Origin of the sequence: Vibrio sp. HS-50-1 (genome assembly GCF_024747315.1) — a bacterium.
Taxonomy (GTDB): domain Bacteria; phylum Pseudomonadota; class Gammaproteobacteria; order Enterobacterales; family Vibrionaceae; genus Vibrio; species Vibrio diabolicus.
Genome location: NZ_JAMPZF010000012.1, coordinates 26,357 through 49,183, shown reverse-complemented (window position 1 = coordinate 49,183; position 22,827 = coordinate 26,357). Strand labels below are relative to the sequence as shown.

Below are 22,827 nucleotides of genomic sequence, written 5' to 3'. Positions count from 1 at the left end.
GATCGTGTTCCTTCCTAGTTATGATTCGTCGTGATCATTATTGATCGACGACGCGCCAGAAATTGTTATTTTATGCGCCAACGCCCGTTAGCGCAATATTTGGACGCCCTGATCTCGCAAAAAGTCGTAAACTTTTTGTAGTTCAATCGTCAATTAGTAACCACGCTCTGCAATAATTTTATCTGCGAAGTTTTTCGGCACTTCAGCGTACTCGTGAAACTCCATAGAGTAAGACGCACGGCCTTGAGTTGCAGAACGTAGATCAGTTGCGTAACCGAACATTTCAGATAGTGGTACTTGAGCACGGATGATCTTAAGACCAGCCACACCTTCGTCCATGCCTTCAATGATACCGCGACGACGGTTTAGGTCACCAACAACGTCACCCATCCAGTCTTCCGGAGTGGTTACTTCGACATTCATCATTGGTTCTAGAATCACAGGTTGTGCTTCTAGTGCACCTTTCTTGAATGCCATCGAGCCAGCGATCTTAAACGCCATCTCGCTTGAGTCTACATCGTGGTAAGAACCATCAAATAGTGTAGCTTTAATATCTAGTACAGGGTAACCCGCTAGAACACCACTATTCATTTGTTCCTCGATACCTTTCGATACTGAACTGATGTATTCCTTAGGAATCACACCACCCACGATTTCGTCTACGAATACGAAACCTTCGCCAGGTTCAGAAGGCTCAAGTTTGACCCACACATGACCGTATTGACCACGACCACCTGATTGACGAACAAACTTACCTTCAACTTCCGCTTTACCACGAATGGTTTCACGGTAAGCAACCTGAGGTTTACCAACGTTACAATCAACGCTGAATTCACGCTTCATACGATCAACGATAATGTCTAGGTGAAGTTCACCCATACCTGAGATCAGAGTCTGACCTGATTCGTCGTCCGTTTCCACGCGGAATGATGGATCTTCCGCAGCCAGTTTACCTAGCGCGATAGCCATTTTCTCTTGGTCTGCCTTAGAACGAGGTTCTACAGCAATCTGAATAACTGGTTCAGGGAACTCCATGCGCTCTAGAATCACTTTGTGGTTCTGATCACACAGTGTGTCACCTGTTGTTACGTCTTTCAGACCGATAGCAGCAGCGATATCACCAGCGCGAACTTCTTTTACTTCTTCACGCTTATTCGCATGCATCTGAACGATACGACCGAAACGCTCTTTCTTCTCTTTTACAGAGTTGTAAACAGCGTCGCCGGAGTTTACTACACCAGAGTAAACACGCATGAACGTTAGCGTACCCACGAATGGGTCAGTCGCGATCTTAAATGCTAGCGCAGAGAATGGTTCGTTGTCGTCAGCGTGACGCTCAACTTCATTTTCTCTTTCGTCAACACCTTTAATTGCAGGTACGTCAACTGGCGATGGCAAGAACTCGATCACAGCATCTAGTACCGCTTGAACACCTTTGTTCTTAAACGCACTACCACAAGTGGCCAGTACGATTTCGTTGTTTAGTGTACGAGTACGTAGAGCTTGTTTGAGCTCAGCTTCAGTCAATTCACCTTCTTCAAGGTACTTGTCCATCAGCTCTTCGCTAGCTTCAGCAGCGGATTCAACCATGTGGTTGCGCCACTCTTCAGCAAGTTCGATCATGTCAGCTGGGATGTCTTCGTAAGTAAACGAAGTGCCTTGATCGGCTTCATTCCAGTTGATCATCTTCATCTTGATAAGGTCGATGACACCTCTGAACTCATCTTCTGCACCAACGTTCAGTTGGATTGGAACAGGGTTCGCACCAAGACGATTTTTAATTTGGTCCACAACGCGTAGGAAGTCTGCGCCCGCACGGTCCATCTTGTTTACAAATACCAAACGTGGAACGTGGTATTTGTCTGCTTGACGCCATACAGTTTCAGACTGAGGTTCAACACCAGATGAGCCACAGAACACAACCACAGCACCATCAAGTACACGAAGAGAACGCTCTACTTCGATAGTAAAGTCAACGTGTCCAGGGGTATCAATGATGTTTACGCGATGCTCAGGGAACTGTGCTTCCATACCACGCCAGAATGTAGTAGTCGCAGCGGATGTGATAGTGATACCACGTTCCTGCTCCTGCTCCATCCAGTCCATGGTTGCTGCACCATCGTGAACTTCGCCGATTTTGTGAGAAAGGCCAGTGTAGAACAGAATACGCTCAGTTGTGGTTGTTTTTCCTGCATCTACGTGAGCACAGATACCGATATTACGGTAGCGCTCAATAGGAGTTTTACGAGCCACGATTGTATCCTCTTACTAAGGTGTACCTTAGAGTATAGAAAAGTGCTGCGAGAGAACCTCGCAGCACAGAAGGTATTACCAGCGGTAATGAGCGAACGCTTTGTTTGCGTCAGCCATGCGGTGAACGTCTTCACGTTTCTTAACCGCAGTACCTTTGTTCTCAGACGCGTCTAGCATTTCAGCTGCTAGGCGTTGAGCCATAGATTTTTCACCACGCTTGCGCGCAGCTTCAACCAACCAACGCATAGCAAGTGCGTTACGGCGAACCGGACGTACTTCTACAGGTACTTGGTAAGTTGAACCACCAACACGGCGAGATTTAACCTCTACCGCTGGGCGTACGTTTTCAAGAGCTTCTTCAAAAATAGCTAAGTGGTCTTTACCAGACTTTTCAGCCATAGCATCTAGTGCAGTGTAAACGATTTTCTCTGCAGTAGATTTTTTACCGTCAACCATTAGGATGTTAACGAATTTTGCCAGCAATTCAGATTTGAATTTTGGATCTGGAAGGATCTTACGCTGACCAATGACGCGACGACGTGGCATGGATTTATCTCCGTTGTCTTCTTCAGGTTTTATCCAAAACTTTTCAGTTTTTTCAAAAAATTAAAAATAATTTAGTGTTTGGCCTTACTTAACGGAATCCATTAAGACTTAGGACGCTTCACACCGTACTTAGAACGACCTTGTTTACGGTCGTTAACGCCAGCACAGTCAAGTGCACCGCGAACAGTGTGGTAACGTACACCCGGAAGGTCTTTTACACGACCGCCACGGATTAGTACAACACTGTGCTCTTGAAGGTTGTGACCTTCACCGCCGATGTACGATGTAACTTCGAAGCCGTTTGTCAGACGTACACGACAAACTTTACGAAGTGCTGAGTTAGGTTTTTTAGGTGTAGTAGTGTAAACACGAGTACATACACCACGTTTTTGTGGGCACGCTTCTAGTGCAGGCACGTTGCTTTTAACAACTTGCTTTGCACGAGGCTTACGTACCAACTGGTTAATAGTTGCCATTAACTAGCTCCTGATTTACTTGAAAGTAAGCTTTGTGAAAAATCTATCCCCAACTACCATTGCAGTTAGGGACGCAAAATTCTATGCAGCAGTGAGAGGTGTGTCAAGAAATATACGGATCTTTTTTGTTCAATTAGGACAATTCATCCGTAAAGCTTTAGCGACAGTAAATCACGTTCAATCCCAAGTAAGCGATTTATCCTGTTTAACTGTGAGCTCAACGAAGCCTGAGTAATTCACGATCGTCAGTGATGGACTGATACGATTCGCAATACCGCGAGCGTGAATATCGCTCTCTAGCACAAATACACTGCGGTTTTTTAGGTGGGAGAACGCTTTATGCTGCGAGTTAGCAGCGTACACGGCATCTTCTATAAGTAAGATGTCATCCTGTGCACTGCATAAGGGCATGGCGTCTTCTAGAGCGGAGACCGTTTTTATAATATGTAGCATAACTTCCTCAGAACGACAGTAGCTTGCCAGCGTGTTGCAACTTATCTTTGAGCTGCTCTGAGCTTAACGCTTGAGCTTCAATGACTAAGTCCGCTTGAGCCAAACCTCGCTGAGCTAATGACTCTGAGCACACAAAGACTTGTTCAATATCGTATAAATCGAAGAGCTTCAGCATCGGCGCATAATCTTTGCTCAAGATCTTACTCGGTTCTTGTCCTAGTAGAAGCTGGTAAACCCCATCTCCCATGAAAATGACGCTGATATCTTCACTGTAAGCCGATGCAGCTAACAGTGCATCCACACCTTCACGACCAGCCGCACTGCCATGCGGCGCACTACGAAATAGATAAGTTAGCTGACTCAAAACTGTACCACTCTATCTTGGGTTAACATCGCTTCGGCTAAGCTACCTAAGCCGGCTTGCTCAAAACCTTCCGCTAGATTGCTCTGGACCAAACCATGTTGATTCGCTTCTTCTTCACTTACGATCCCGCGACGCAAAGCCGCAGCAACACAAGTTTCTAGACGAACACCATGCTCTTTTGCCAAAGATTGCCATGCCTTATTGAGATCAAATTCGTCGTTGGCAGGCACACTCAAAGCAGTACCATTGGTCACGCCCTCTTGATAAAAGAAAACGCTCACTAACTGATGGCCTTGCTCAATCACCGCCTTGGCGAACTGATAAGCACTGCGCGCTGACTGGCTACCGTAAACAGGACCGTTCACCACCAACGTGTAAGTCAGTTTACTCACTTTTCATCGTCCTCGGTTTTACGTTGACGAATGTATAAGTAGACGGTGTGTTTTGAAATGTTAAGACGATCTGCAACGCGGTTGATGGCATCCTTAATATCGAAGATGCCTTTGTCGTACAATTCCATCACGATTTGGCGATTCTTGGTGTTGTTCGATACCGATTTATCCGCATTGATCTCTTCGATGGTGCGTTCAACAGTTTGGTCCACCAGCTCTTCTACGTCACTAGCAAAGTTAACCGAGGAAGCCGCTTCTTTTGCTTCTTGCGTTGGCATGAAAGATTGAAGGACTTGCGAGAAGGGCGCGTCCAAGTTGACGTTGATACACAACAAACCAATCACGCGATTTTCACCATTACGAATGGCAACAGTGATCGACTTCATCAACACGCCACCTTTTGCACGGGTAAAGTACGAACGTGAGAAGTTGCGCTCCGAGCCTTCGATGTCTTTTAGCATTTTAAGCGCTAAATCAGTGATCGGTGAGCCGACTTGGCGACCCGTGTTTTCACCGTTAGCGATTTTAATTGCAGAGGTATTTAAGTCTTCTAGCGAGTGAAGAACGATTTCACAAAAGGGACCTATCAGGCTGGCGATACCATCAACGACCGCCTCATAAGATCTTAAAATGATTTTGTCGTGCTCGGTAAACGGCATCACGTTAACGGATTCCATTTCGAGCAACATCTCCGCGTTTATTGTTTCTGTAGTTGTCATAAGCCTTCGAGCGAAAAATCAACAAATTGGTGTAAGTTTATCAGAAAATTTGAAAATCAACCTAGCAAACTCACCAACTAGTGACCTAGAACAAAAAAGGCCCGTTAAACGGACCTTTTTCAATAACTTATCGCTGCTTATTGTTATTGCTCTGCGTTGTCGTTCTCGACTTTTAGCAGCTCAACTTCAAATACTAGCGTTGAGTTAGCAGGAATGCTTGGTGTGTCTTGATCACCGTATGCTAGCTCTGGCGGGATGACGAATTTGAATTTAGAACCCACAGGCATTAGCTGAACACCTTCTGTCCAACCTGGGATTACACGGTTAAGTGGGAAGGTTGCAGGTTCACCACGATCGTAAGAGCTATCAAATTGCGTACCATCGATTAGCGTACCTTTGTAGTGTACTTGAACCGTATCAGTGTCTTTTGGCTTCTCGCCTTCAGCTGGAGTAATAACTTGGTATAGAAGACCTGTATCTGTCTTCACTACGCCTTCTTGCTTCTCGAACTCAGCACGGAAATCATCGCCAGCTTTTTTTGCTTCAGCTGCTTTCTCAGCCGCTTGTGCTTGCATCTTTTCAGCAACACGCTTATCTAGAGATTCTAGTGCTGCACGTGTTTCTTCTTCATTCAATTCAGCATTGCCTTTGAAGACGTCTTCGATACCTTTTAGTACCAAGTCTTTGTTAAGATTAATGCCGATTTCGCTTGGCTTGTCGATGCTTGTGCTTAGGTAGTTAGCAAATGAAACACCGATTGCGTATGCCGCTTTATCGTCGTCGGTTTTAAAGTGAACCGCTTTACCGGTTTCTGCTTGAACTTGTTCTGCTTGAGGTGCGGCTTCTGTTTTAGTTTCTTCTTTCTGACAACCTACCGCTAGCATAACTGTTGCAGCAAGTAGCGACACTTTTAAAACTGATTTCATTAAATTCTCCCAATAATGGCTTTGCCATTGGTTGTTGTGCACAAATCTTCTATGAGACTAGTGAAGACAATCGTTATATCAATATACTAGCTATATGTCTTAAGACACAAACCGGATTATTAGATGTGATGCAAAGAATTTCTCATTTATTCCTATATTTAATTGTCATCACCACGTTAAATGGTTGCTTTTTCGCCGAGCGTGAAGTGCAGCGTTGGCCGATAGAACCTCAGGGTGCGACGAGCTTCGCACTTAGCAGAGATGGACGATTTGCTCTGCTCTATTCTCAGCAACACCATTTGATGTTGTGGGACCTAGAGCAAAATGAACAACTAGCCAACCTGGGTGAGCTCGATGCCGATGCCAACGTGGTATCCCATATTCGTATCTCAGACAATGGTCGCTATGCAGTCACAGCAAGCCAAATGAACTTCGCAGTTTGGGACTTAGGTTGGACGCAATCCGAAGGCCTTTGGTCTATTTCTGATGCGCTCATTCGCGACGTTGATATCACCAGTAACGGTGAGCAAGTTCTGCTCGGGTTATCCAACGGTAAAGCAATTTACGTCAACTTAGTCACCGGACGTCGCTTGGAGTTCCTTGCGCATCGTGAAAAAGTCAATTCCGTCGCCATTTCTCCTAATGGCCGATTCGCACTGACTGGTGGTAATGACTACAAAGCGTATTTGTGGGACACCGAAACCGGACAAGTGCTGCGGACCTTCGAACATGAACAACGGGTTGTTCGTGTTGCCCTGCAACGAGATGGCAAGTTAGCAATGACATCCGATGGCGGAAACCAAGCGGTAATTTGGGATTTAAAAACTGGACAAGAAGTCACACAGTTGAGCAGTTGGTCGCGCCAATTGATCTTCTCTACTGCGCGATTTTCTGATGACGGAACTCAGTTAGTGACAGGAACGCCTTCTGGCCGCGTTTCAATATGGGATACTCAAACCGGACAACGAATGAGTGGATTTGAAGTGGAGCCCAAAAAAGACACTCGCCCTCCCCGTGCGGTCGTGTATGATGCAGCCTTTGATTCAAAACAACGCGTAATTACTGCTACTTCAGCAGGTATTGCCCAAGCTTGGCAGTTAGAGAACGGATCATGACAGAAAAAATCATTCAGCAATTGGAAGCACGCATTAATGACTTAGAATGTCAGCTGGCGTTCCAAGAACAGACTATTGAAGATCTGAACGGTGCCTTATCGCAGCAGCAACTGCAAATTACCAAGATGCTCGATCAGATGAAATATGTGGTAGGTAAAGTAAAAAATATGGACTCGTCGAATTTAGCCGATCCGTCAGAAGAAACCCCACCACCGCATTATTAAAATGCAGGCTCAAATAGCATAAAGCCCAGAACGTGTTCTGGGCTTTGTTGTATTGATTACTTAAGAGGCACTCAAGAGGAAGCTATTCGTCGGCGTAAATTTTAACACTCAGCTCGCCTTGCGTATTAATGCCAGCTCGGTACATGCCAGAGCTGTTCATCGCAAAGTGCAGCTCACCTTGCGCGTCAATTGCGATTAAACCGCCTTCGCCGCCCATCTCTTTCAGTTCCCCCTGAATAATATGCTCACAAGCCGTATGAATATCTTCTTGTAAGTAACGCATCCGCGCGGCGACGTCTTCTGCGACACGTTTACGAATAAAGAACTCGCCGACACCCGTAGTGGAAACTGCGACAACGCCATTTTCGGCCACCGTGCCACAGCCTATCAAAGCCGAATCCCCAACTCGATTGTATTGCTTATTCGTTACGCCACCCGTGCTGGTTGCAGCTGCTAAGTTACCTTGTTGGTCCAACGCTACGGCTCCGACGGTGCCATGTTTACGATCATCTGGGTAGCGAGATTCCGACAAAGCAAACAGCCCTTTCTCACGCATAGACAGCAACTGCTCATAACGGCGATCAGTAAAGAAGTAATCCTGTTCGGTATACTCATGGCCTTGTTCAAAAGCAAACTTCTCTGCGCCCTCACCCACCAACAACACGTGATTGCTGTTTCGCATTACGTCACGAGCGAGCTCAATTGGATTCTTGATATGACGAACACCAGCGACCGCGCCTGCGGCTTGGTTTCGACCATCCATGACAGAGGCATCCATTTCTACCATTTCGTTGTTGGTCAGCACCGAGCCTTTACCCGCATTAAAGTTAGGCGAGTCTTCCAATACTTTTACTGCAGCCACAACCGCATCCAAAGCGTCGCCGCCTTTCTTTAGAATTTGATAGCCAGCTTTTACCGACGCTTCCAAATCAGCCAAGATGGATTGCTGAAGTTCATTGCTCATCTGTTCACGTAAAATGGTGCCTGCGCCACCATGAATCGCAATCGAGAAAGGTTTTGTCATCGCTTTTTCCATGAGTTGTTCTTTTCTTCTATGCACTTCACCTTAGATAAACAAAAAGCGCAAGTTGAAACCTCAACTTGCGCTTTGCAAAGCTTTACTAGATAAAACTATCTAGTAAAGAAGCTTGTGATTAGTGAGAACCACAGCTACCGCCGCCACAGCAGCCTTCATCGTCGTGATCATGGTCATGACCACAGCCACCAGCTTGATGGATATGACCGTGTTCGATCTCTTCTGCTGTTGCTTCACGTGTAGACATAACTTCTACTTCGAAAGTTAGTGTTTGACCAGCTAGCATATGGTTACCGTCAACAACCACTTCGTTGCCGTCAACTTCTGTTACTTCTACAGGGATTGGACCTTGGTCAGTGTCAGCTAGGAAGCGCATGCCCACTTCGATTTGGTCAACGCCTTGGAATACGTCCGCAGGAACGCGTTGTACTAGCGCATCGTTGTGCTCGCCGTAAGCTTCTTCAGGAGCTACCGTTACTGAGAACTTGTCGCCAGCCACTTTACCTTCAAGCTCTTTTTCAAGACCAGTGATTAGGTTGTTGTGACCGTGAAGGTAATCTAGAGGCGCTTCTGCTGTTGATTGATCAACAACTACACCGTCTTCCAACATTACTTTGTATGCAAGGCTTGCAACAACGTTCTTTTCAATTTTCATACTAACTCCAGGGAGATTAATTGACTTAACCTGAATGGGGTTAAGTACTGAGATATCTGGGTGTATTATGGGGATCAATTATCGAAGTTCAATTATTCCGGCTTAAAAATTCCGATCATTTCCTGATCTGAGTGTTTATTTTTCTCTACAGATTGCGGTTTACGCTGCTCAGTAAATTCACACTCGACACACTCAACTAACTCGATATTATTTTCAATCCACCAGCGCAGGGTATCTTGCTGGCTGCAATTTGGGCAGCTAGCGCCGGCAATAAAACGTTTTTTGATTTTCACGCTATTTCCTTAGCTTGAGTCTTGGCTCAAGTACTACTTCCAATGATTAGGTGACTGATGGTCGCTCTCCATCTCACGACCAAAAATTTCTTCTAGCTCTTTGCGTGCCTCTTTCGCTCTCTGAGCCAATTTCTTATCTTCATTGTGCTGAGGCAATAAGTCCTTAAGCATAGCATTATCTAACTTACGAAAATGTGCTTCTGCCCGCTTTGCTTGATAAGGGTGCATACCAAGTTCTACGAGCGCTTGACGACCGAGATCCAATGCCCCTAAAAATGTTTCACGAGAGTAATTCTCAACACCGTGGCTCATTAACTGATACGCCTCGACACGGCTTCTTGCTCGAGCTAGCAACTTAAGTTTCGGGAAGTGCACGCGGCAGATATCAACGATGGCCATCACCTCATCAGGTGAATCGGTACAAATGACCAATGCTTCTGCTTTATCTGCGCCAGCAGCCCGCAAAAGATCAATTTGGGTAGCATCGCCATAAAACACTTTGTAACCATACTTGCGCAGTAGGTGAATTTGGCTGGCATCACTTTCTAATACCGTCACTTTGATTTTATTGGCATACATTAAACGTCCGACGATCTGACCGAAACGTCCAAAGCCTGCAATGATCACACGTGGCCGACGATCCACTACTTTCGTGGTCATGCCCTCTTCTTCTTGATTCAGGGTATGAGCAAACCATTTTTTTTGTCCCATCAGCAAAAGTGGTGTCGTCACCATGGATAGACTGACCACCACCAACAAAAACGCTACTTGCTCTTTGGATAAAATGCCCTCTTGGCTCGCTGCGGTAAATATGACAAAGGCAAACTCACCACCTTGGCTTAAAATCGCGGCCATACGGCTTCTCGCTTTAGCTCCGACACGGGCAGCTCTCGCCAATGCATACAAAACCAAGCCCTTAACCACGACCAAAGCCACCACCGCGCCCAGAATCTCTAAAGGGTGTAATGCCAATAACCCCAAATTTACCGCCATGCCAACCGCGATGAAGAACAACCCCAACAACAAACCTTTAAACGGCTCGATAGCGATTTCCAATTCATGTCGATACTCACTCTCAGCCAGCAGAACGCCGGCTAAGAAAGTCCCTAGAGCCATAGAAAGCCCGAGCTTTTGCATCACGACAGAAATCCCAAGCACGACCAATAGTGCGGCGACGGTAAAGAGCTCACGAACGCCGCTCATCACAACAAAACGAAACAGTGGACGCAATAAGAAATGACCACCAATCAACAGGGCCACCACACTGCCTAATACCGTGAAGACATCCAACCAACTACCGCCACTCTGCCCGCCAGCAAGCAAGGGCAACATTGCCAACATTGGGATCACGGCAATATCTTGAAAGAGCAATACCGCAAAACCAGACTGACCCGTTTCGGTGCCATTGAGCCCTTGCTCTTCAATCACTTTAAGAGCAATTGCCGTCGAGGACAGCGCCAACCCCATCCCAATAACCAAACTCACTTGCATGCTTACGCCGAACATACTGACGACACTGCCGAGCACGGCGGTCGTAACCACCACCTGCGCGCCGCCTAAACCTAGAATCGGTCCTCGCATTTGCCACAGTTTTTTAGGATTTAGTTCAAGGCCGATCAAGAACAGTAACAACACGACCCCAAGTTCAGCAAAGTGCAAAATAGCATCAACATCACTGATTAAGCCAAGACCCCAAGGGCCAATCAACACACCGGCAAGTAAATAACCTAAAACCGAGCCAAGTCCGAGACGCTGAGCAATCGGCACCGCGATAACCGCAGCCGAGAGAAAGACCACGCTACTTTGAAGAAACTCACTGGTTATCGCCATACTGACCTCCTTGGTCTGTTGCTTCCCAGTTTTCAAGTGGGTTGTTCAACCACCGACGATACAATTCGGCGTGCTCATACCGCTCAATATCCGAGACATTACGCGACCAATACAACACCAAAGGTTCAATCCAGTGCATTTGACACAAGGCGGCCGTCAGTTCAAACGGTTGTAAGATTTGCTCTAATGGATATTTGTTGTACCCCTTCGCGCTAAAGGCCTCTTCTTTCCCCCCCGTTGTAATCACACTGCGCCAGTATTTTCCCTCCAGCGCCGAACCTCCGCCAAAAGCAAAACCTTTGCCCAGCACTCGGTCCAACCACTCTTTTAACAGGGCTGGGCATGAATACATATAAAGCGGGTGATGAAACACGATCACATCATGCGTGAGCAACAACTCATGTTCATAATTCACATCAATAAAGAAGTCAGGGTAAACACCGTAAAGATCGTGCACAGTGACGTGCTCAAGCGACTGAGCTTTTTTAATCATCACTTGATTAGCAATCGAGTTATGTGGCTCTGGATGAGCATAAATGACCAGAACTCTTGGGAGAATAGACGGTGCAACAGCCAAATGGTCGTCCTTGTGGTTATTTTTATCCGTTATCAAATTGTTATACTTTTTTGTACAGCATAATGCAATTAAAGCGAATCAATCGACTTTTCCGGCCAATACCCCTACTATTCACCGCTAGATATATACCCAAGTGGCTTTAAAAACGATTGAAACCACTTCGCTATGTAACCAAGCAACGCGCACTGCGCAAAGTGAATGAAAACTTTATGATTACCTTCTCTGATATTCAGTTACTGCGTGGCGGTAAACCTCTTTTAGATCAAGCTTCAGCGACTATCCATCCTGGCGATAAAGTCGGCCTTGTGGGCAAAAACGGCTGCGGTAAATCAACGCTATTTGCATTGCTGAAAGATGAACTGTCGATTGATGCAGGCTCATTTAGCCAACCTCAACATTGGGAGTTGGCCTGGGTCGCACAGGAAACGCCTGCGCTAGAGCGCACTGCACTGGAATACGTCATTGATGGTGATCGCGAGTACCGAGCGCTCGAAAAGCAGTTGGCTGAAGCGGAAGCACAAGACAACGGCACCTTGGTTGCCGAGATCCACGGTAAAATTGAAACCATCGGCGGTTATAGCATTCGCGCTCGCGCGGCAGAATTGCTCGACGGTTTAGGTTTCAGCCAAGAGCAAATGAGTTGGAGTTTGACTCAATTCTCAGGTGGTTGGCGTATGCGCCTTAACTTAGCCCAGGCGCTATTGTGCCGTTCTGACTTATTGCTACTCGATGAGCCAACCAACCACTTGGACTTAGACGCAGTGATGTGGCTTGAACGTTGGCTACAAAACTACCCAGGCACACTGATCCTGATCTCGCACGACCGTGACTTCCTTGACCCAATTGTTGGCCGTATTATTCACATCGAAAACCAACAATTGAACGAATACACGGGTAACTATTCGTCGTTCGAAAACCAACGAGCGCAAAAAATGGTGCTGCAGCAAGCGATGTTCGAGAAGCAACAGAAACAGATGTCGCACATGCAAAGCTACATCGACCGTTTCCGTTATAAAGCCTCTAAAGCACGCCAGGCTCAAAGCCGTATTAAAGCTTTGGAGCGCATGGAGAAAGTGTTACCCGCTCAATTCGATAACCCATTTAGCTTCCAATTCCGTGAGCCCGCGGCGCTGCCAAACCCAATCATGATGATGGATGAAGTATCGGCAGGCTACGGTGACAACCTGATCTTAGAGAAGATCCGCTTGAACTTGGTTCCTGGCAGTCGCATTGGTCTACTCGGCCGTAATGGCGCGGGTAAATCGACCTTGATCAAATTGCTCTCTGGTGAGCTTAACGCGCAAGGTGGCGATCTGACTTACTCACAAGGCGTAAAAATAGGTTACTTTGCCCAGCATCAATTAGAAACGTTGCACCCAGAGGAAACGCCGCTGCAACACATGATGCAGATCGCGCCGGATCAAACCGAACAACAGCTACGTGATTACCTAGGCAGCTTTGGCTTCCAAGGAGACAAAGCACTGGAGAGCGTCGCGCCGTTTTCGGGTGGTGAAAAAGCCCGTTTAGTGCTGGCCTTAATTGTGTGGCAAAAGCCAAACCTGTTGCTACTTGATGAACCAACCAACCACTTGGATTTGGACATGCGTCAGGCATTGACGATGGCACTGCAAACGTTCGAAGGTGCAATGGTGATTGTTTCGCACGACCGTTACCTATTGCGTGCTACAACCGATGACTTGTACTTGGTGCACGATCGTCAAGTTGCGCCGTTCGATGGTGACTTAAACGACTACTACAAGTGGTTAACCGAGCAACAAAGAGCGGAACGCAAAGAGGCACAAGCCACACAGCCAGCCAAAGATAGCGCCAACAGCGCCGCAGCGAAAAAAGAGCAGAAACGTCGCGATGCAGAATTTCGTAAGCAGACGGCGCCAATTCGCAAAACGCTGACACAATTAGAAAATAAAATGGATAAGTTAGGTGCTGCACTGGCCGAAGCTGAAGAACAATTGGCAGATAACTCACTGTATGAAGCCGAAAATAAAGCTAAACTTAACCAAGTGCTGGCTCTTCAAGCTTCTAGTAAGGCAGAGCTCGAAGAAATTGAAATGGAATGGATGTCTGCTCAGGAAGAACTGGAGCAGATGGAGCTAGAGTTTAATCAATGAGTAATCAACACGCTGAATACACACTCACCCTAGAACACCTTTGGCAGTTCAGTCTGCAGTTTTATGGTGTGCGAGAAGTGAAAGAAGCGTGTTTATTATTACAGAACAATTATCACGGCAACGTGAACCTACTCCTGCTGCTCAGATGGCTCGATGAGCAGCAACTCATTTTCCAAGAAAAAGACTGGCCTCTGGTACAAAGCTGTCTGGGCCGAAGCGAAACCTTACTGCACTCTTTTCGCGACTTACGTCGCCATCTTAAGTCTCAAGTCAATGACGCTTTATATCGTGAAACCTTGCAGTTTGAGCTGCAACTAGAAAAGCAGCAACAAGCGGATTTGGTGAACTGCATTAACTCGCTCACGCTGGTCAAAAATGATGGCGCCCCACTCACGCTGAGATACTGTCGTCAACTTGGTGGTGAGCATTTGCAACAGGCCTTTGCTATTCCGGTGCCAAACATTCACCCACCAAAACGCCCATAAATCTGTAGAATACCTATAATCTTTATAAAGGATTATATTAATAAGTTCTTCAACTGACACCGAAGAACCGCATAAGAGCAGTTAGGTATGACACAATTTTTCGCAGCCGCCGGGATCAAAAACCCGCATCTTCAAACGCTTTTACCGCGTTTTATTCGCAAAAAAGCGTTGTTTACGCCGATTTGGCAAACCCTCGATACATCCGATGGAGACTTTCTCGATCTCGCATGGAGCGAGGACCCAACCCAAGAACCTGCGCAAAAAAAGCCGATTTTTGTTTTATTTCATGGACTAGAAGGCTGCTTCTATAGCCCTTACGCCAATGGCCTAATGAATGCATTTGCTCAATCCGGATGGCTGTCGGTGATGATGCATTTCCGCGGTTGTAGCGGTAAGCCAAACAAGAAAGCTCGCGCCTATCATTCTGGTGAAGTGACTGACGCTCGCCACTTCTTAGAGCACCTTGAGCAACGCTTTCCTGATAACCCCAAAGTTGCGGTTGGCATTTCTCTTGGCGGTAACATGTTGGCGAATTATTTAGCCCAATACAAAGACCACCCCATTTTGAATGCGGCGACCATTATCTCAGCACCTTTAGACTTAGCAGCGTGTGCGAACCGTATTGAACAAGGCTTTTCGAAAGTGTATCGCCGTTACCTACTCTCTTCACTCAAACGCAACGCATTGCAAAAACATCACTTGTTGCATGGCGAGCTCGCTTTGTCCTACAACTCAATAAAACGTGTCACACGATTGTATGAATTCGATGATTTGATCACGGCACCACTGCACGGTTTTAAAGACGCACAAGATTATTACGATCAATGTTCTGGCTTAAGTAAATTACAACAGATCACGCTACCGACACTGATCATTCACGCCAAAGACGATCCATTCATGACTGACGATGTGATCCCGAAATTTGTTCTGCCAGATAATATTGATTACCGTCTCTTTGAGCACGGTGGGCATGTTGGTTTCCTTACAGGTTCAGCGCTCAAACCGAAATTTTGGTTGGAAGAAGCGCTGCCAGCGTATTACGAAAGTATTGCCGCAGATTACCTTTCTGCTGTATCCAAGCAGCGAAAGCAGTAAACTAGCCGCTCATCATAAAAGTTCGAGGTATTTATGATCATTCCATGGCAAGACATTGCGCCAGACACATTGGAAAACTTAATTCGTGAATTCGTCTTACGTGAAGGCACGGATTACGGAACCGTCGAGATTTCTTTGCAAGACAAAGTGGACCAAGTAAAAACTCAATTAGAAAAAGGCGAAGCGGTTATCGTGTTCTCTGAACTGCACGAAACCGTCGATATTCAGGTAAAAACAAAATTTTAGACCCTTCACATTTTACCGTACCCCACTCAATGACAAGGCATTGTTACGTGCTATAGTGGGTTATCGACCGTGCAGTAGCAGCCTACTGCACATTACAGGTAAGTAATTTTCGACAAGGTTTGTCATGTCAGCTAAACACCCAATTATTGCGGTTACTGGTTCATCCGGTGCCGGCACGACCACTACATCTGAAGCCTTCCGTAAGATGTTCAATATGATGAACGTTAAACCCGCATGGGTTGAAGGCGACAGCTTCCATCGCTTTACTCGCCCTGAAATGGATATAGAAATCCGTAAAGCGCGCGAGCAAGGTCGACACATTAGCTACTTTGGCCCTCAAGCTAATGACTTTCCAGGATTGGAAGAGTTTTTCCGTAAATATGGTCACGATGGCGCAGGCAGCGTACGTCGCTACCTACACACCTTTGACGAGGCCGTACCTTATAATCAAATGCCTGGTACCTTCACACCGTGGCAAGACTTACCGGAGAACAGTGACGTTCTCTTCTATGAAGGCTTGCACGGCGGTGTTGTGGATGGCGATGTTAATGTTGCGCAGCATGTGGATTTCTTGATTGGTATGGTACCAATCGTAAACTTAGAGTGGATCCAAAAGTTTGTGCGTGATACTCGTGACCGCGGTCATTCACGAGAAGCAGTAATGGATTCTATCGTGCGCTCGATGGACGATTATCTTAACTACATCACTCCGCAATTTTCTCGCACTCATATTAACTTTCAGCGCGTTCCAACGGTCGATACCTCTAACCCACTTAACGCGAAAGGTATCCCAAGCCTGGATGAGAGCTTTGTCGTGATTCGCTTGCGTGGGATAAAGAAAGTCGACTTCCCATATCTCCTAGCTATGATTGATGGCTCATTCATGTCACGCCACAACACGATTGTCGTGCCAGGCGGTAAGATGAGCTTTGCAATGGAGCTCATAGTTCGGCCTATCCTACAACAGCTCATCGAAACAGGGAAAATTGGCTAAAAACCTGCCTGCGAAGATGTTTACTTTTCATACCGTGATCATGTGCACAGTTTTGCTTACAAAATCTCAATCATGGCACGATTAAAATCAAGAAATCGTTTTCGAAAAAGGATACTATTTCTTACCGAAACACAAGAGAGCTTGCAGCATATAAAAAGTGCTCTTATTCTAGTAGGCCTAATTCAGGCTTAGCTAAAATATGGATAGCGCAAGCGTACCCTGCAGAGGAAGTGAGATATTATGGTTCTAGGTAAACCTCAAACCGACCCAACATTAGAGTGGTTTCTTTCACACTGTCATATTCATAAGTACCCTTCAAAGAGCACGCTAATTCACGCGGGCGAAAAGGCAGAAACTTTGTACTACATCGTTAAAGGTTCTGTTGCGGTTCTTATCAAAGACGAAGAAGGTAAGGAGATGATCCTTTCTTACCTAAACCAAGGAGACTTTATTGGTGAACTTGGTCTATTCGAGGAAGACCAAGAGCGCACAGCTTGGGTTCGTGCTAAATCTCCTTGTGAAGTTGCTGAAATTTCTTTCAAGAAATTCCGTCAGCTTATCCAAGTAAACCCAGACATCCTAATGCGCCTTTCTGCGCAGATGGCTCGTCGTCTTCAAGTAACTAGCCAAAAAGTGGGTGACCTGGCGTTCCTAGACGTAACTGGTCGTATCGCTCAGACGCTTCTGAACCTTGCAAAACAACCAGACGCAATGACTCACCCAGACGGCATGCAAATCAAGATCACTCGTCAAGAAATCGGTCAAATCGTTGGCTGTTCTCGTGAGACAGTAGGTCGTATCTTGAAAATGTTAGAAGAGCAGAACTTAATCTCTGCGCACGGTAAAACTATCGTGGTTTACGGTACTCGTTAATCTCAAACCAGAGTGACGCGAACAAAATTATAAAAGCCACCAATGGCGACATTGGTGGCTTTTTATTTGTCTTGTAACCACATTAAGCTCAGAGCAACAAAAGACTAATGAGCAAGTTGGTTAGCCGAAAGGTTAACCCTAAAAGTTAGCCATTCGTACTTTCAAAGATTTTGTCCGCTGAAGCCGCCACAAAACCTGGGTACAGCTCACCATTTTCCATCGGGTAGCGCTTAGCAAACTCGTAAAAGCCACCAGGGATAATTTCAGTGCCTTCGCTAAAGCGAACCGCCACTTTATCCGCCATGGTCGATGATTGTTCTAGTAGCACCTCAGGAGTGCCCTTCACTTCCCCGCCGTTTTCATTGATGGTAAATCCGGCCGTACGTAAGTGATCGTTTACTTGCTTCACTTCTTCGTATTCATTGAGCTGGTTAACGCTCACCGTGAAGTGGTTTGCGCCGTAACCATGCGCAGCCAACCAAGATGCATACTCACTTTCTTTAGCCAACGTTTGGTAGTCAGCAAAGCTTAAATCCCACAAGCGTCCACCATGTAAGAATGCGCTATCGTTCAGCTTGCCTGCATCGACTTGTGCCACCAGCTTTTTCACAATCTCTTGCAGCTCAGGCGAACACTCCTCAACTTTTAGCTCACTAATAAAGACTTTAGGTTGCTTCGGATCAGGGTGCTCATAGTGTTTAGCAACCAGCTTTTTACTTTCGAAAACGTAGTCACCACATGCCTGGTAGCCAATGGCTACAAATGGTTTAGCTAAGGTTTCGATACCAAGAGGCGCAATATTGAAGGTACGTAAAGCTATATGATCATTAATCAGAGGCTCATCTTCTTGAAGCAGCTGATGTACTTTCGCAGCTGAGGGGCAAAGACGTTGAATGTAATCTTGCCATAGCGATTCAAATAACACATCGGGCGTCATAACGACTCCTTGTTACGAGATGTAGAGTTAAAAGGTAAGCGGAAGTTGACTGCTCGCTCACAACGAAAAGTTGTCCAGAATAATGAACGAGCAGCCATCAACCTGTGACGGTAAATGCCAGTCAGTCAACACGCTTTTCCGAGTCTTTGCTCACTTTCCGTGTTCTGCCAACGATCACTACAACCCATACCTAAATGATTCGCCGGCAAGGTGAGCCCCAATACATGGTTGCGACTCTGTTATTAAAACTTATAGCGCCACACCTGGGCTTAATGTTGCTGGCAGGATAGTCTCGTGACCTTCCATTGATGCCATCGGGTACGCACAGTAGTCTGCTGCGTAATAGGCGCTTGGACGTAGGTTACCTGACGCACCAGGACCACCAAATGGCGCATCACCACTTGCACCTGTGAGCTGGCGGTTACGGTTCACGATCCCAGCACGAATATGGTCAACGAAGTATTCCCATTCTTGGTCGTCAGTTGAAACTAAACCAGCAGAGAGACCAAAGCGCGTGTCATTCGCCAGTTCTACGGCTTTTTCTAGCCCTTCGTAACGCACCACTTGCAGAAGTGGACCGAAGTACTCTTCATCTGGTAGCTCAGCAATGTTCGTTACATCAATAATGCCCGGAGAAACAAACGCCGCCTCTCCTGCTTTAGCTTCAATCAAGCTTTCACCACCAAGTGATTGTAGGTTCGCTTGTGCATCGAGAATGAACTTGGCTGCGGCAACGGAGATTTGCGGCCCCATAAATGGCGCAGGCTCTGCAAATGGTTGGTCTACGCGAATATTGAGTGTCGCTTCGACGAGCTTGGTGATAAGCGCATCGCCTTTCTCACCCAATGGCACGTACAAACGACGAGCACATGTACAACGTTGACCAGCACTGATAAACGCTGACTGGATGATGGTGTACACCGTGGCATCCAAATCACCATATTTATCAGAGATCACCATCGGGTTATTACCACCCATTTCTAGTGCTAACATCTTGCCTGGTTGACCCGCAAATTGACGGTGCAATACATGCCCCGTGTTCGCGCTGCCCGTGAACAGTACGCCATCAATGCCTTTCGCATCAGCAAGCGCAATACCGGTTTCTTTCGCACCTTGGACAAGGTTGATCACGCCTTTCGGCAGACCTGCTTCTTCCCAAAGTTTCATAGCTAGCTCGCCAGTCCAAGGCGTTTGCTCGGATGGCTTGAACACAACGGTGTTACCCGCTAGTAACGCAGGCACAATGTGACCATTTGGTAGGTGACCAGGGAAGTTATATGGCCCAAATACCGCCATCACGCCCAGTGGGCGATGACGCAACACAATTTGGTTGCCCGCCGCTTCACGGCTCGCTTCACCGGTGCGGTCATGGTAAGCACGAATAGAGATTGCAATTTTACCTGCCATTGCCGCTGCTTCAGTGCGCGTTTCCCAAATTGGCTTACCAGTTTCTTTGGCAATGACTTCGGCGATTTTCTCGCTGTTCTCTTTTACTTTCTCAGCAAAAGCCAACACGATCGCTTCACGCTCTGCAAATGGGCGTTTTTTCCAGTCAATAAACGCTTCACGCGCTGCAGATACCGCTTGATTCACCTGCTCTGCCGTTGCACCGTTGCCTTGCCAGATCACTTCTTGGTTGTAAGGTGACAGAGACGTAAATGCTTCACCCTGACCTTGTACCCATTCACCTGCAATCCAATGTGTCATTGTTTCTATCCTTAAATTCTGTCGTCTGTTACTGCGGAAGAAGGCGAACAAAATCCCCTTCCTCAACCAAAAGTGCATCCGCAACGTCTGGTGCGATCATGACGCTTTGTGTTTCAGCGTCATACGCCGCTTTGGTGACTGCTGCGCGGAAGTTTTCGAACGATGAGTTGCACATCAAGAAGTCTTGCGTACTGCTATGTTGTGCAATTTTCACTTGCGCACGGAACGAGTGACGTACCGATTCAATATTGCGTAAGTCACATTCAACGGTTGGACCCGCATCGAAAATATCCACGTAGCCACGGTTAGTGAAGCCTTCACGCTCAAGCAGCTTTAATGCTGGGCGAGTATTGTCATGCACTTGGCCAATGACCGCTTGCGCTTCTGGACTCAACAGGTTGATGTAAATAGGCAGCTTCGGCATTAAGTCAGCAATAAAGCCTTTCTTGCCGATACCTGTGAGGTAATCCGCAAGCGTGAAATCGATGGAGAAGAAATGTTCTTGCAACCATTGCCAGAACGGCGAGTTGCCTGCGTCGTCTGAAACACCACGCATCTCCGCAAAGATCGTTTCAGAGAAACGCTCTGGGTGCTCAGCCATCATGAGGAAACGACACTTCGACATTAGACGACCATTCAGACCTTGGCGGAATTTCTCACGCAAGAACAAGGTACAAATTTCGCTGTTACCCGTGTAGTTATTACCAAAAGTAAGCAGTTTGACGACATTATTGACGCCAAGCTTTGGTGACGAGTGCACCACTTTACTAATGTGATACGAGTAAAATGGGACATCCCAGCCGATAGATGCTTCGATTCCGGTGGTACCCGCAACCTCACCCGTTTCAGAGTCAAAGCCGACCATCAGGTAGCCTTCATCACCTGGTTCTGCCACATCTGGCTTACCAAAGCTGTACTCTGAGTGTTTGATTCGATTGGTTAACAGTTCTTCGTTAACCGGTAGAGATGTAAATCCGTGACCAGACTCCACCGCACAAGTGTGCAGCGCGTCATAATCCGACATCGCGATAGGGCGAACTACTAGCATCAATACTCCCTCCAGATGCAAGAAGATCCTAACTATATTGTAGGAACAATTCCCCCATCAGAGATCCTTGACGGGGGTGTCTGCGTTGACGTTGAAACTGATATCGCGCTTAAACTAAAGTCGCGATCGCTTTATCCAGTTTCGCCAAGCCTTCTTCAATTTCTTGTTGTGTGATAACGAGTGATGGTGTGAAACGTACGACATTGGCACCCGCAACCAATACCATTAGACCTTGTTTGCCTGCAGCGACGAGAACATCACGTGCGCGGCCTTGCCATTCTTCATTCAGTGCAGCGCCAAGCAATAGGCCTTGACCGCGCACTTCTGAGAAGATGTTGTACTCAGCATTGATCTTCTCTAGACCTTCGCGGAACATCGCTTCGCGTTCTAGCACACCAGCCAACACTTCAGGCTTAGTAACTTCGTTCACAACTGCTTCTGCTACAGCACACGCGAGTGGGTTACCGCCGTATGTTGAACCGTGCGTACCGACTTTCATGTGCTCTGCTAATTTTGCAGTAGTCAGCATTGCACCGATTGGGAAACCGCCACCGAGTGATTTCGCGGTGCTTAGAATATCAGGTGTAATACCTAAACCTTGGTAAGCGTAGAAGTTACCTGTACGACCATTACCGGTTTGCACTTCATCGAAGATCAGTAGCGCGTTGTGTTTGTCACACAGCTCACGTACTGCTTGAGCAAACTCAGGCGTTGGTGGCACGATACCGCCTTCACCTTGTAGCGGCTCCATCATCACCGCACATGTGCGATCAGACATGTGTGCCTGTAGTGCTTCGATATCATTGTAAGGTAAGTGGGTAACGTCACCAGGCTTAGGACCAAAACCGTCAGAGTAAGCCGCTTGACCACCAACCGTTACGGTAAAGAACGTACGACCGTGGAAACCTTGTTTGAATGCGATGATTTCTGATTTCTCAGCGCCATGTACGTCAGCAGCGTAACGACGTGCCAGCTTAAGTGCCGCTTCGTTCGCTTCTGCGCCAGAGTTAGCAAAGAATACGCGCTCAGCAAAGCTCACTTCTGTTAGCTTTTTCGCCAGACGAAGTGCTGGTTCGTTCGTCATCACGTTACTTAAGTGCCAAAGCTTGTTAGCTTGCTCTGTTAATGCGTTTACCATTACTGGATGACAATGGCCAAGACAGCTCACTGCAATACCACCAGCAAAGTCGATATATTCATTACCTTCCTGATCCCAAACACGTGAACCTTCACCTTTAACAGGGATCATTTCCATCGGGTTATAGCAAGGTACCATTACCTCATCGAATAAACCGCGCTCTACTTTAATTTCCGTTGTCATTGCACATTCCTTCTTGATACCGCATGCGTAGCAGATAAGCGAATTTAACCGGCTCTCTTTGCCAGCAAATAATGTTTTGCATTTAAGCTATTGCGGCATTGTATTTACATTTAATTAACCATTTCAATAGTGA

25 protein-coding genes are annotated in these 22,827 nt (G+C 46.7%); 8 read left to right on the top strand and 17 right to left on the bottom strand.

The features are described from left to right. Positions 1–153: 153 nt before the first annotated feature. From fusA to fkpA, 8 genes are all read right to left on the bottom strand, one after another. Positions 154–2,253: an elongation factor G gene (gene fusA, locus NDJ01_RS08205; protein WP_005397643.1), complete on the bottom strand. Its 2,100-nt coding sequence runs from the start codon at positions 2,251–2,253 to the stop codon at positions 154–156. A 75-nt stretch (positions 2,254–2,328) separates the two neighbouring features. Next, positions 2,329–2,799 carry a 30S ribosomal protein S7 gene (gene rpsG, locus NDJ01_RS08200; protein ID WP_005382796.1) on the bottom strand — a complete coding sequence of 157 codons (471 nt, stop codon included), beginning with the start codon at positions 2,797–2,799 and terminating at the stop codon, positions 2,329–2,331. Positions 2,800–2,900: 101 nt separating this feature from the next. Next, entirely contained in the window at positions 2,901–3,275 is a 375-nt protein-coding gene (gene rpsL / locus NDJ01_RS08195; RefSeq protein ID WP_004399892.1) for a 30S ribosomal protein S12, read from the bottom strand. A gap of 177 nt (positions 3,276–3,452) precedes the next feature. Next, positions 3,453–3,728: a sulfurtransferase complex subunit TusB gene (tusB, locus tag NDJ01_RS08190; RefSeq protein WP_041852883.1), complete on the bottom strand. Its 276-nt coding sequence runs from the start codon at positions 3,726–3,728 to the stop codon at positions 3,453–3,455. A gap of 7 nt (positions 3,729–3,735) precedes the next feature. Further along, positions 3,736–4,092, bottom strand: a complete 357-nt coding sequence (gene tusC, locus NDJ01_RS08185; protein ID WP_258586534.1) for a sulfurtransferase complex subunit TusC — start codon at positions 4,090–4,092, stop codon at positions 3,736–3,738. Then, positions 4,089–4,484, bottom strand: a complete 396-nt coding sequence (gene tusD / locus NDJ01_RS08180) for a sulfurtransferase complex subunit TusD (RefSeq protein WP_046874531.1) — start codon at positions 4,482–4,484, stop codon at positions 4,089–4,091. Before tusD ends, tusC begins: the two co-directional genes overlap by 4 nt. Further along, entirely contained in the window at positions 4,481–5,203 is a 723-nt protein-coding gene (locus NDJ01_RS08175) for a transcriptional regulator (protein WP_031780643.1), read from the bottom strand. Before NDJ01_RS08175 ends, tusD begins: the two co-directional genes overlap by 4 nt. 143 nt (positions 5,204–5,346) lie before the next feature. Continuing rightward, positions 5,347–6,129, bottom strand: coding sequence for an FKBP-type peptidyl-prolyl cis-trans isomerase (gene fkpA / locus NDJ01_RS08170; protein ID WP_005397659.1), 783 nt, complete (start codon positions 6,127–6,129; stop codon positions 5,347–5,349). 128 nt (positions 6,130–6,257) lie between these two features. On the opposite strand from fkpA, the gene NDJ01_RS08165 reads away from it, so the two are divergent. Then, on the top strand, positions 6,258–7,244 hold the full coding sequence (locus NDJ01_RS08165) for a WD40 repeat domain-containing protein (RefSeq protein WP_085344619.1): 987 nt from the start codon (positions 6,258–6,260) through the stop codon (positions 7,242–7,244). Then, entirely contained in the window at positions 7,241–7,468 is a 228-nt protein-coding gene (locus tag NDJ01_RS08160) for a SlyX family protein (RefSeq protein WP_005381455.1), read from the top strand. Before NDJ01_RS08165 ends, NDJ01_RS08160 begins: the two co-directional genes overlap by 4 nt. A gap of 82 nt (positions 7,469–7,550) precedes the next feature. On the opposite strand, the gene NDJ01_RS08155 is transcribed toward NDJ01_RS08160, so the two are convergent. From NDJ01_RS08155 to kefG, 5 genes are all read right to left on the bottom strand, one after another. Beyond that, positions 7,551–8,492, bottom strand: coding sequence for an isoaspartyl peptidase/L-asparaginase family protein (locus NDJ01_RS08155; protein WP_258586535.1), 942 nt, complete (start codon positions 8,490–8,492; stop codon positions 7,551–7,553). Between the two features lie 130 nt (positions 8,493–8,622). Beyond that, complete coding sequence (slyD, locus tag NDJ01_RS08150; RefSeq protein WP_047010415.1) at positions 8,623–9,159, bottom strand: peptidylprolyl isomerase; 537 nt, start codon at positions 9,157–9,159, stop codon at positions 8,623–8,625. A 92-nt stretch (positions 9,160–9,251) separates the two neighbouring features. Then, entirely contained in the window at positions 9,252–9,452 is a 201-nt protein-coding gene (locus NDJ01_RS08145; RefSeq protein WP_005381449.1) for a YheV family putative zinc ribbon protein, read from the bottom strand. A 33-nt stretch (positions 9,453–9,485) separates the two neighbouring features. Next, complete coding sequence (kefB, locus tag NDJ01_RS08140; protein WP_046874533.1) at positions 9,486–11,282, bottom strand: glutathione-regulated potassium-efflux system protein KefB; 1,797 nt, start codon at positions 11,280–11,282, stop codon at positions 9,486–9,488. Continuing rightward, entirely contained in the window at positions 11,266–11,859 is a 594-nt protein-coding gene (kefG, locus tag NDJ01_RS08135; RefSeq protein ID WP_005397668.1) for a glutathione-regulated potassium-efflux system ancillary protein KefG, read from the bottom strand. The genes kefB and kefG overlap by 17 nt, the downstream gene beginning before the upstream one ends. A 209-nt stretch (positions 11,860–12,068) precedes the next feature. Here kefG and NDJ01_RS08130 point away from each other — a divergent pair, with 209 nt between their 5' ends. The 6 genes from NDJ01_RS08130 (at position 12,069) to crp (ending at position 17,681) form a co-directional block, all read left to right on the top strand. Continuing rightward, complete coding sequence (locus tag NDJ01_RS08130) at positions 12,069–13,988, top strand: ABC transporter ATP-binding protein (protein WP_054868301.1); 1,920 nt, start codon at positions 12,069–12,071, stop codon at positions 13,986–13,988. Continuing rightward, a complete protein-coding gene (locus NDJ01_RS08125) occupies positions 13,985–14,473 on the top strand; it encodes a TIGR02444 family protein (protein WP_258586533.1) in 489 nt (162 codons plus the stop codon). Before NDJ01_RS08130 ends, NDJ01_RS08125 begins: the two co-directional genes overlap by 4 nt. Positions 14,474–14,560: 87 nt before the next feature. Next, positions 14,561–15,568, top strand: coding sequence for a hydrolase (locus NDJ01_RS08120; RefSeq protein ID WP_046874535.1), 1,008 nt, complete (start codon positions 14,561–14,563; stop codon positions 15,566–15,568). A 33-nt stretch (positions 15,569–15,601) separates the two neighbouring features. After that, the gene (locus NDJ01_RS08115; RefSeq protein ID WP_237309547.1) at positions 15,602–15,814 is read left to right on the top strand and encodes a YheU family protein; all 213 of its coding nucleotides are present in this window, start codon (positions 15,602–15,604) and stop codon (positions 15,812–15,814) included. A gap of 124 nt (positions 15,815–15,938) precedes the next feature. Beyond that, positions 15,939–16,808, top strand: a complete 870-nt coding sequence (locus tag NDJ01_RS08110) for a phosphoribulokinase (RefSeq protein WP_005397679.1) — start codon at positions 15,939–15,941, stop codon at positions 16,806–16,808. 240 nt (positions 16,809–17,048) lie between these two features. Continuing rightward, entirely contained in the window at positions 17,049–17,681 is a 633-nt protein-coding gene (gene crp, locus NDJ01_RS08105; protein WP_005381432.1) for a cAMP-activated global transcriptional regulator CRP, read from the top strand. 145 nt (positions 17,682–17,826) lie between these two features. Here crp and NDJ01_RS08100 read toward each other — a convergent pair whose 3' ends face one another. From NDJ01_RS08100 to NDJ01_RS08085, 4 genes are all read right to left on the bottom strand, one after another. Beyond that, positions 17,827–18,618 (bottom strand): DUF1338 domain-containing protein, encoded by a 792-nt coding sequence (locus NDJ01_RS08100; protein ID WP_005397681.1) that lies wholly within the window; start codon positions 18,616–18,618, stop codon positions 17,827–17,829. 249 nt (positions 18,619–18,867) lie between these two features. Next, a complete protein-coding gene (gene astD / locus NDJ01_RS08095; protein WP_258586532.1) occupies positions 18,868–20,325 on the bottom strand; it encodes a succinylglutamate-semialdehyde dehydrogenase in 1,458 nt (485 codons plus the stop codon). Between the two features lie 28 nt (positions 20,326–20,353). Further along, entirely contained in the window at positions 20,354–21,373 is a 1,020-nt protein-coding gene (astA, locus tag NDJ01_RS08090) for an arginine N-succinyltransferase (protein ID WP_005397686.1), read from the bottom strand. 109 nt (positions 21,374–21,482) lie between these two features. Beyond that, complete coding sequence (locus tag NDJ01_RS08085; protein ID WP_258586531.1) at positions 21,483–22,694, bottom strand: aspartate aminotransferase family protein; 1,212 nt, start codon at positions 22,692–22,694, stop codon at positions 21,483–21,485. Positions 22,695–22,827: the final 133 nt, after the last annotated feature.

Excerpts from the sequence above, each read along its gene's own strand:
- rpsG (WP_005382796.1), bottom strand. The coding sequence starts at position 2,799 with ATGCCACGTCGTCGCGTCATTGGTCAGCGTAAGATCCTTCCAGATCCA.
- rpsL (WP_004399892.1), bottom strand. The coding sequence starts at position 3,275 with ATGGCAACTATTAACCAGTTGGTACGTAAGCCTCGTGCAAAGCAAGTT.
- tusB (WP_041852883.1), bottom strand. The coding sequence starts at position 3,728 with ATGCTACATATTATAAAAACGGTCTCCGCTCTAGAAGACGCCATGCCC.
- NDJ01_RS08175 (WP_031780643.1), bottom strand. The coding sequence starts at position 5,203 with ATGACAACTACAGAAACAATAAACGCGGAGATGTTGCTCGAAATGGAA.
- fkpA (WP_005397659.1), bottom strand. The coding sequence starts at position 6,129 with ATGAAATCAGTTTTAAAAGTGTCGCTACTTGCTGCAACAGTTATGCTA.
- NDJ01_RS08165 (WP_085344619.1), top strand. The coding sequence starts at position 6,258 with ATGCAAAGAATTTCTCATTTATTCCTATATTTAATTGTCATCACCACG.
- NDJ01_RS08160 (WP_005381455.1), top strand. The coding sequence starts at position 7,241 with ATGACAGAAAAAATCATTCAGCAATTGGAAGCACGCATTAATGACTTA.
- NDJ01_RS08155 (WP_258586535.1), bottom strand. The coding sequence starts at position 8,492 with ATGACAAAACCTTTCTCGATTGCGATTCATGGTGGCGCAGGCACCATT.
- slyD (WP_047010415.1), bottom strand. The coding sequence starts at position 9,159 with ATGAAAATTGAAAAGAACGTTGTTGCAAGCCTTGCATACAAAGTAATG.
- kefB (WP_046874533.1), bottom strand. The coding sequence starts at position 11,282 with ATGGCGATAACCAGTGAGTTTCTTCAAAGTAGCGTGGTCTTTCTCTCG.
- NDJ01_RS08130 (WP_054868301.1), top strand. The coding sequence starts at position 12,069 with ATGATTACCTTCTCTGATATTCAGTTACTGCGTGGCGGTAAACCTCTT.
- NDJ01_RS08125 (WP_258586533.1), top strand. The coding sequence starts at position 13,985 with ATGAGTAATCAACACGCTGAATACACACTCACCCTAGAACACCTTTGG.
- NDJ01_RS08120 (WP_046874535.1), top strand. The coding sequence starts at position 14,561 with ATGACACAATTTTTCGCAGCCGCCGGGATCAAAAACCCGCATCTTCAA.
- NDJ01_RS08115 (WP_237309547.1), top strand. The coding sequence starts at position 15,602 with ATGATCATTCCATGGCAAGACATTGCGCCAGACACATTGGAAAACTTA.
- NDJ01_RS08110 (WP_005397679.1), top strand. The coding sequence starts at position 15,939 with ATGTCAGCTAAACACCCAATTATTGCGGTTACTGGTTCATCCGGTGCC.
- crp (WP_005381432.1), top strand. The coding sequence starts at position 17,049 with ATGGTTCTAGGTAAACCTCAAACCGACCCAACATTAGAGTGGTTTCTT.
- NDJ01_RS08100 (WP_005397681.1), bottom strand. The coding sequence starts at position 18,618 with ATGACGCCCGATGTGTTATTTGAATCGCTATGGCAAGATTACATTCAA.
- astD (WP_258586532.1), bottom strand. The coding sequence starts at position 20,325 with ATGACACATTGGATTGCAGGTGAATGGGTACAAGGTCAGGGTGAAGCA.
- astA (WP_005397686.1), bottom strand. The coding sequence starts at position 21,373 with ATGCTAGTAGTTCGCCCTATCGCGATGTCGGATTATGACGCGCTGCAC.
- NDJ01_RS08085 (WP_258586531.1), bottom strand. The coding sequence starts at position 22,694 with ATGACAACGGAAATTAAAGTAGAGCGCGGTTTATTCGATGAGGTAATG.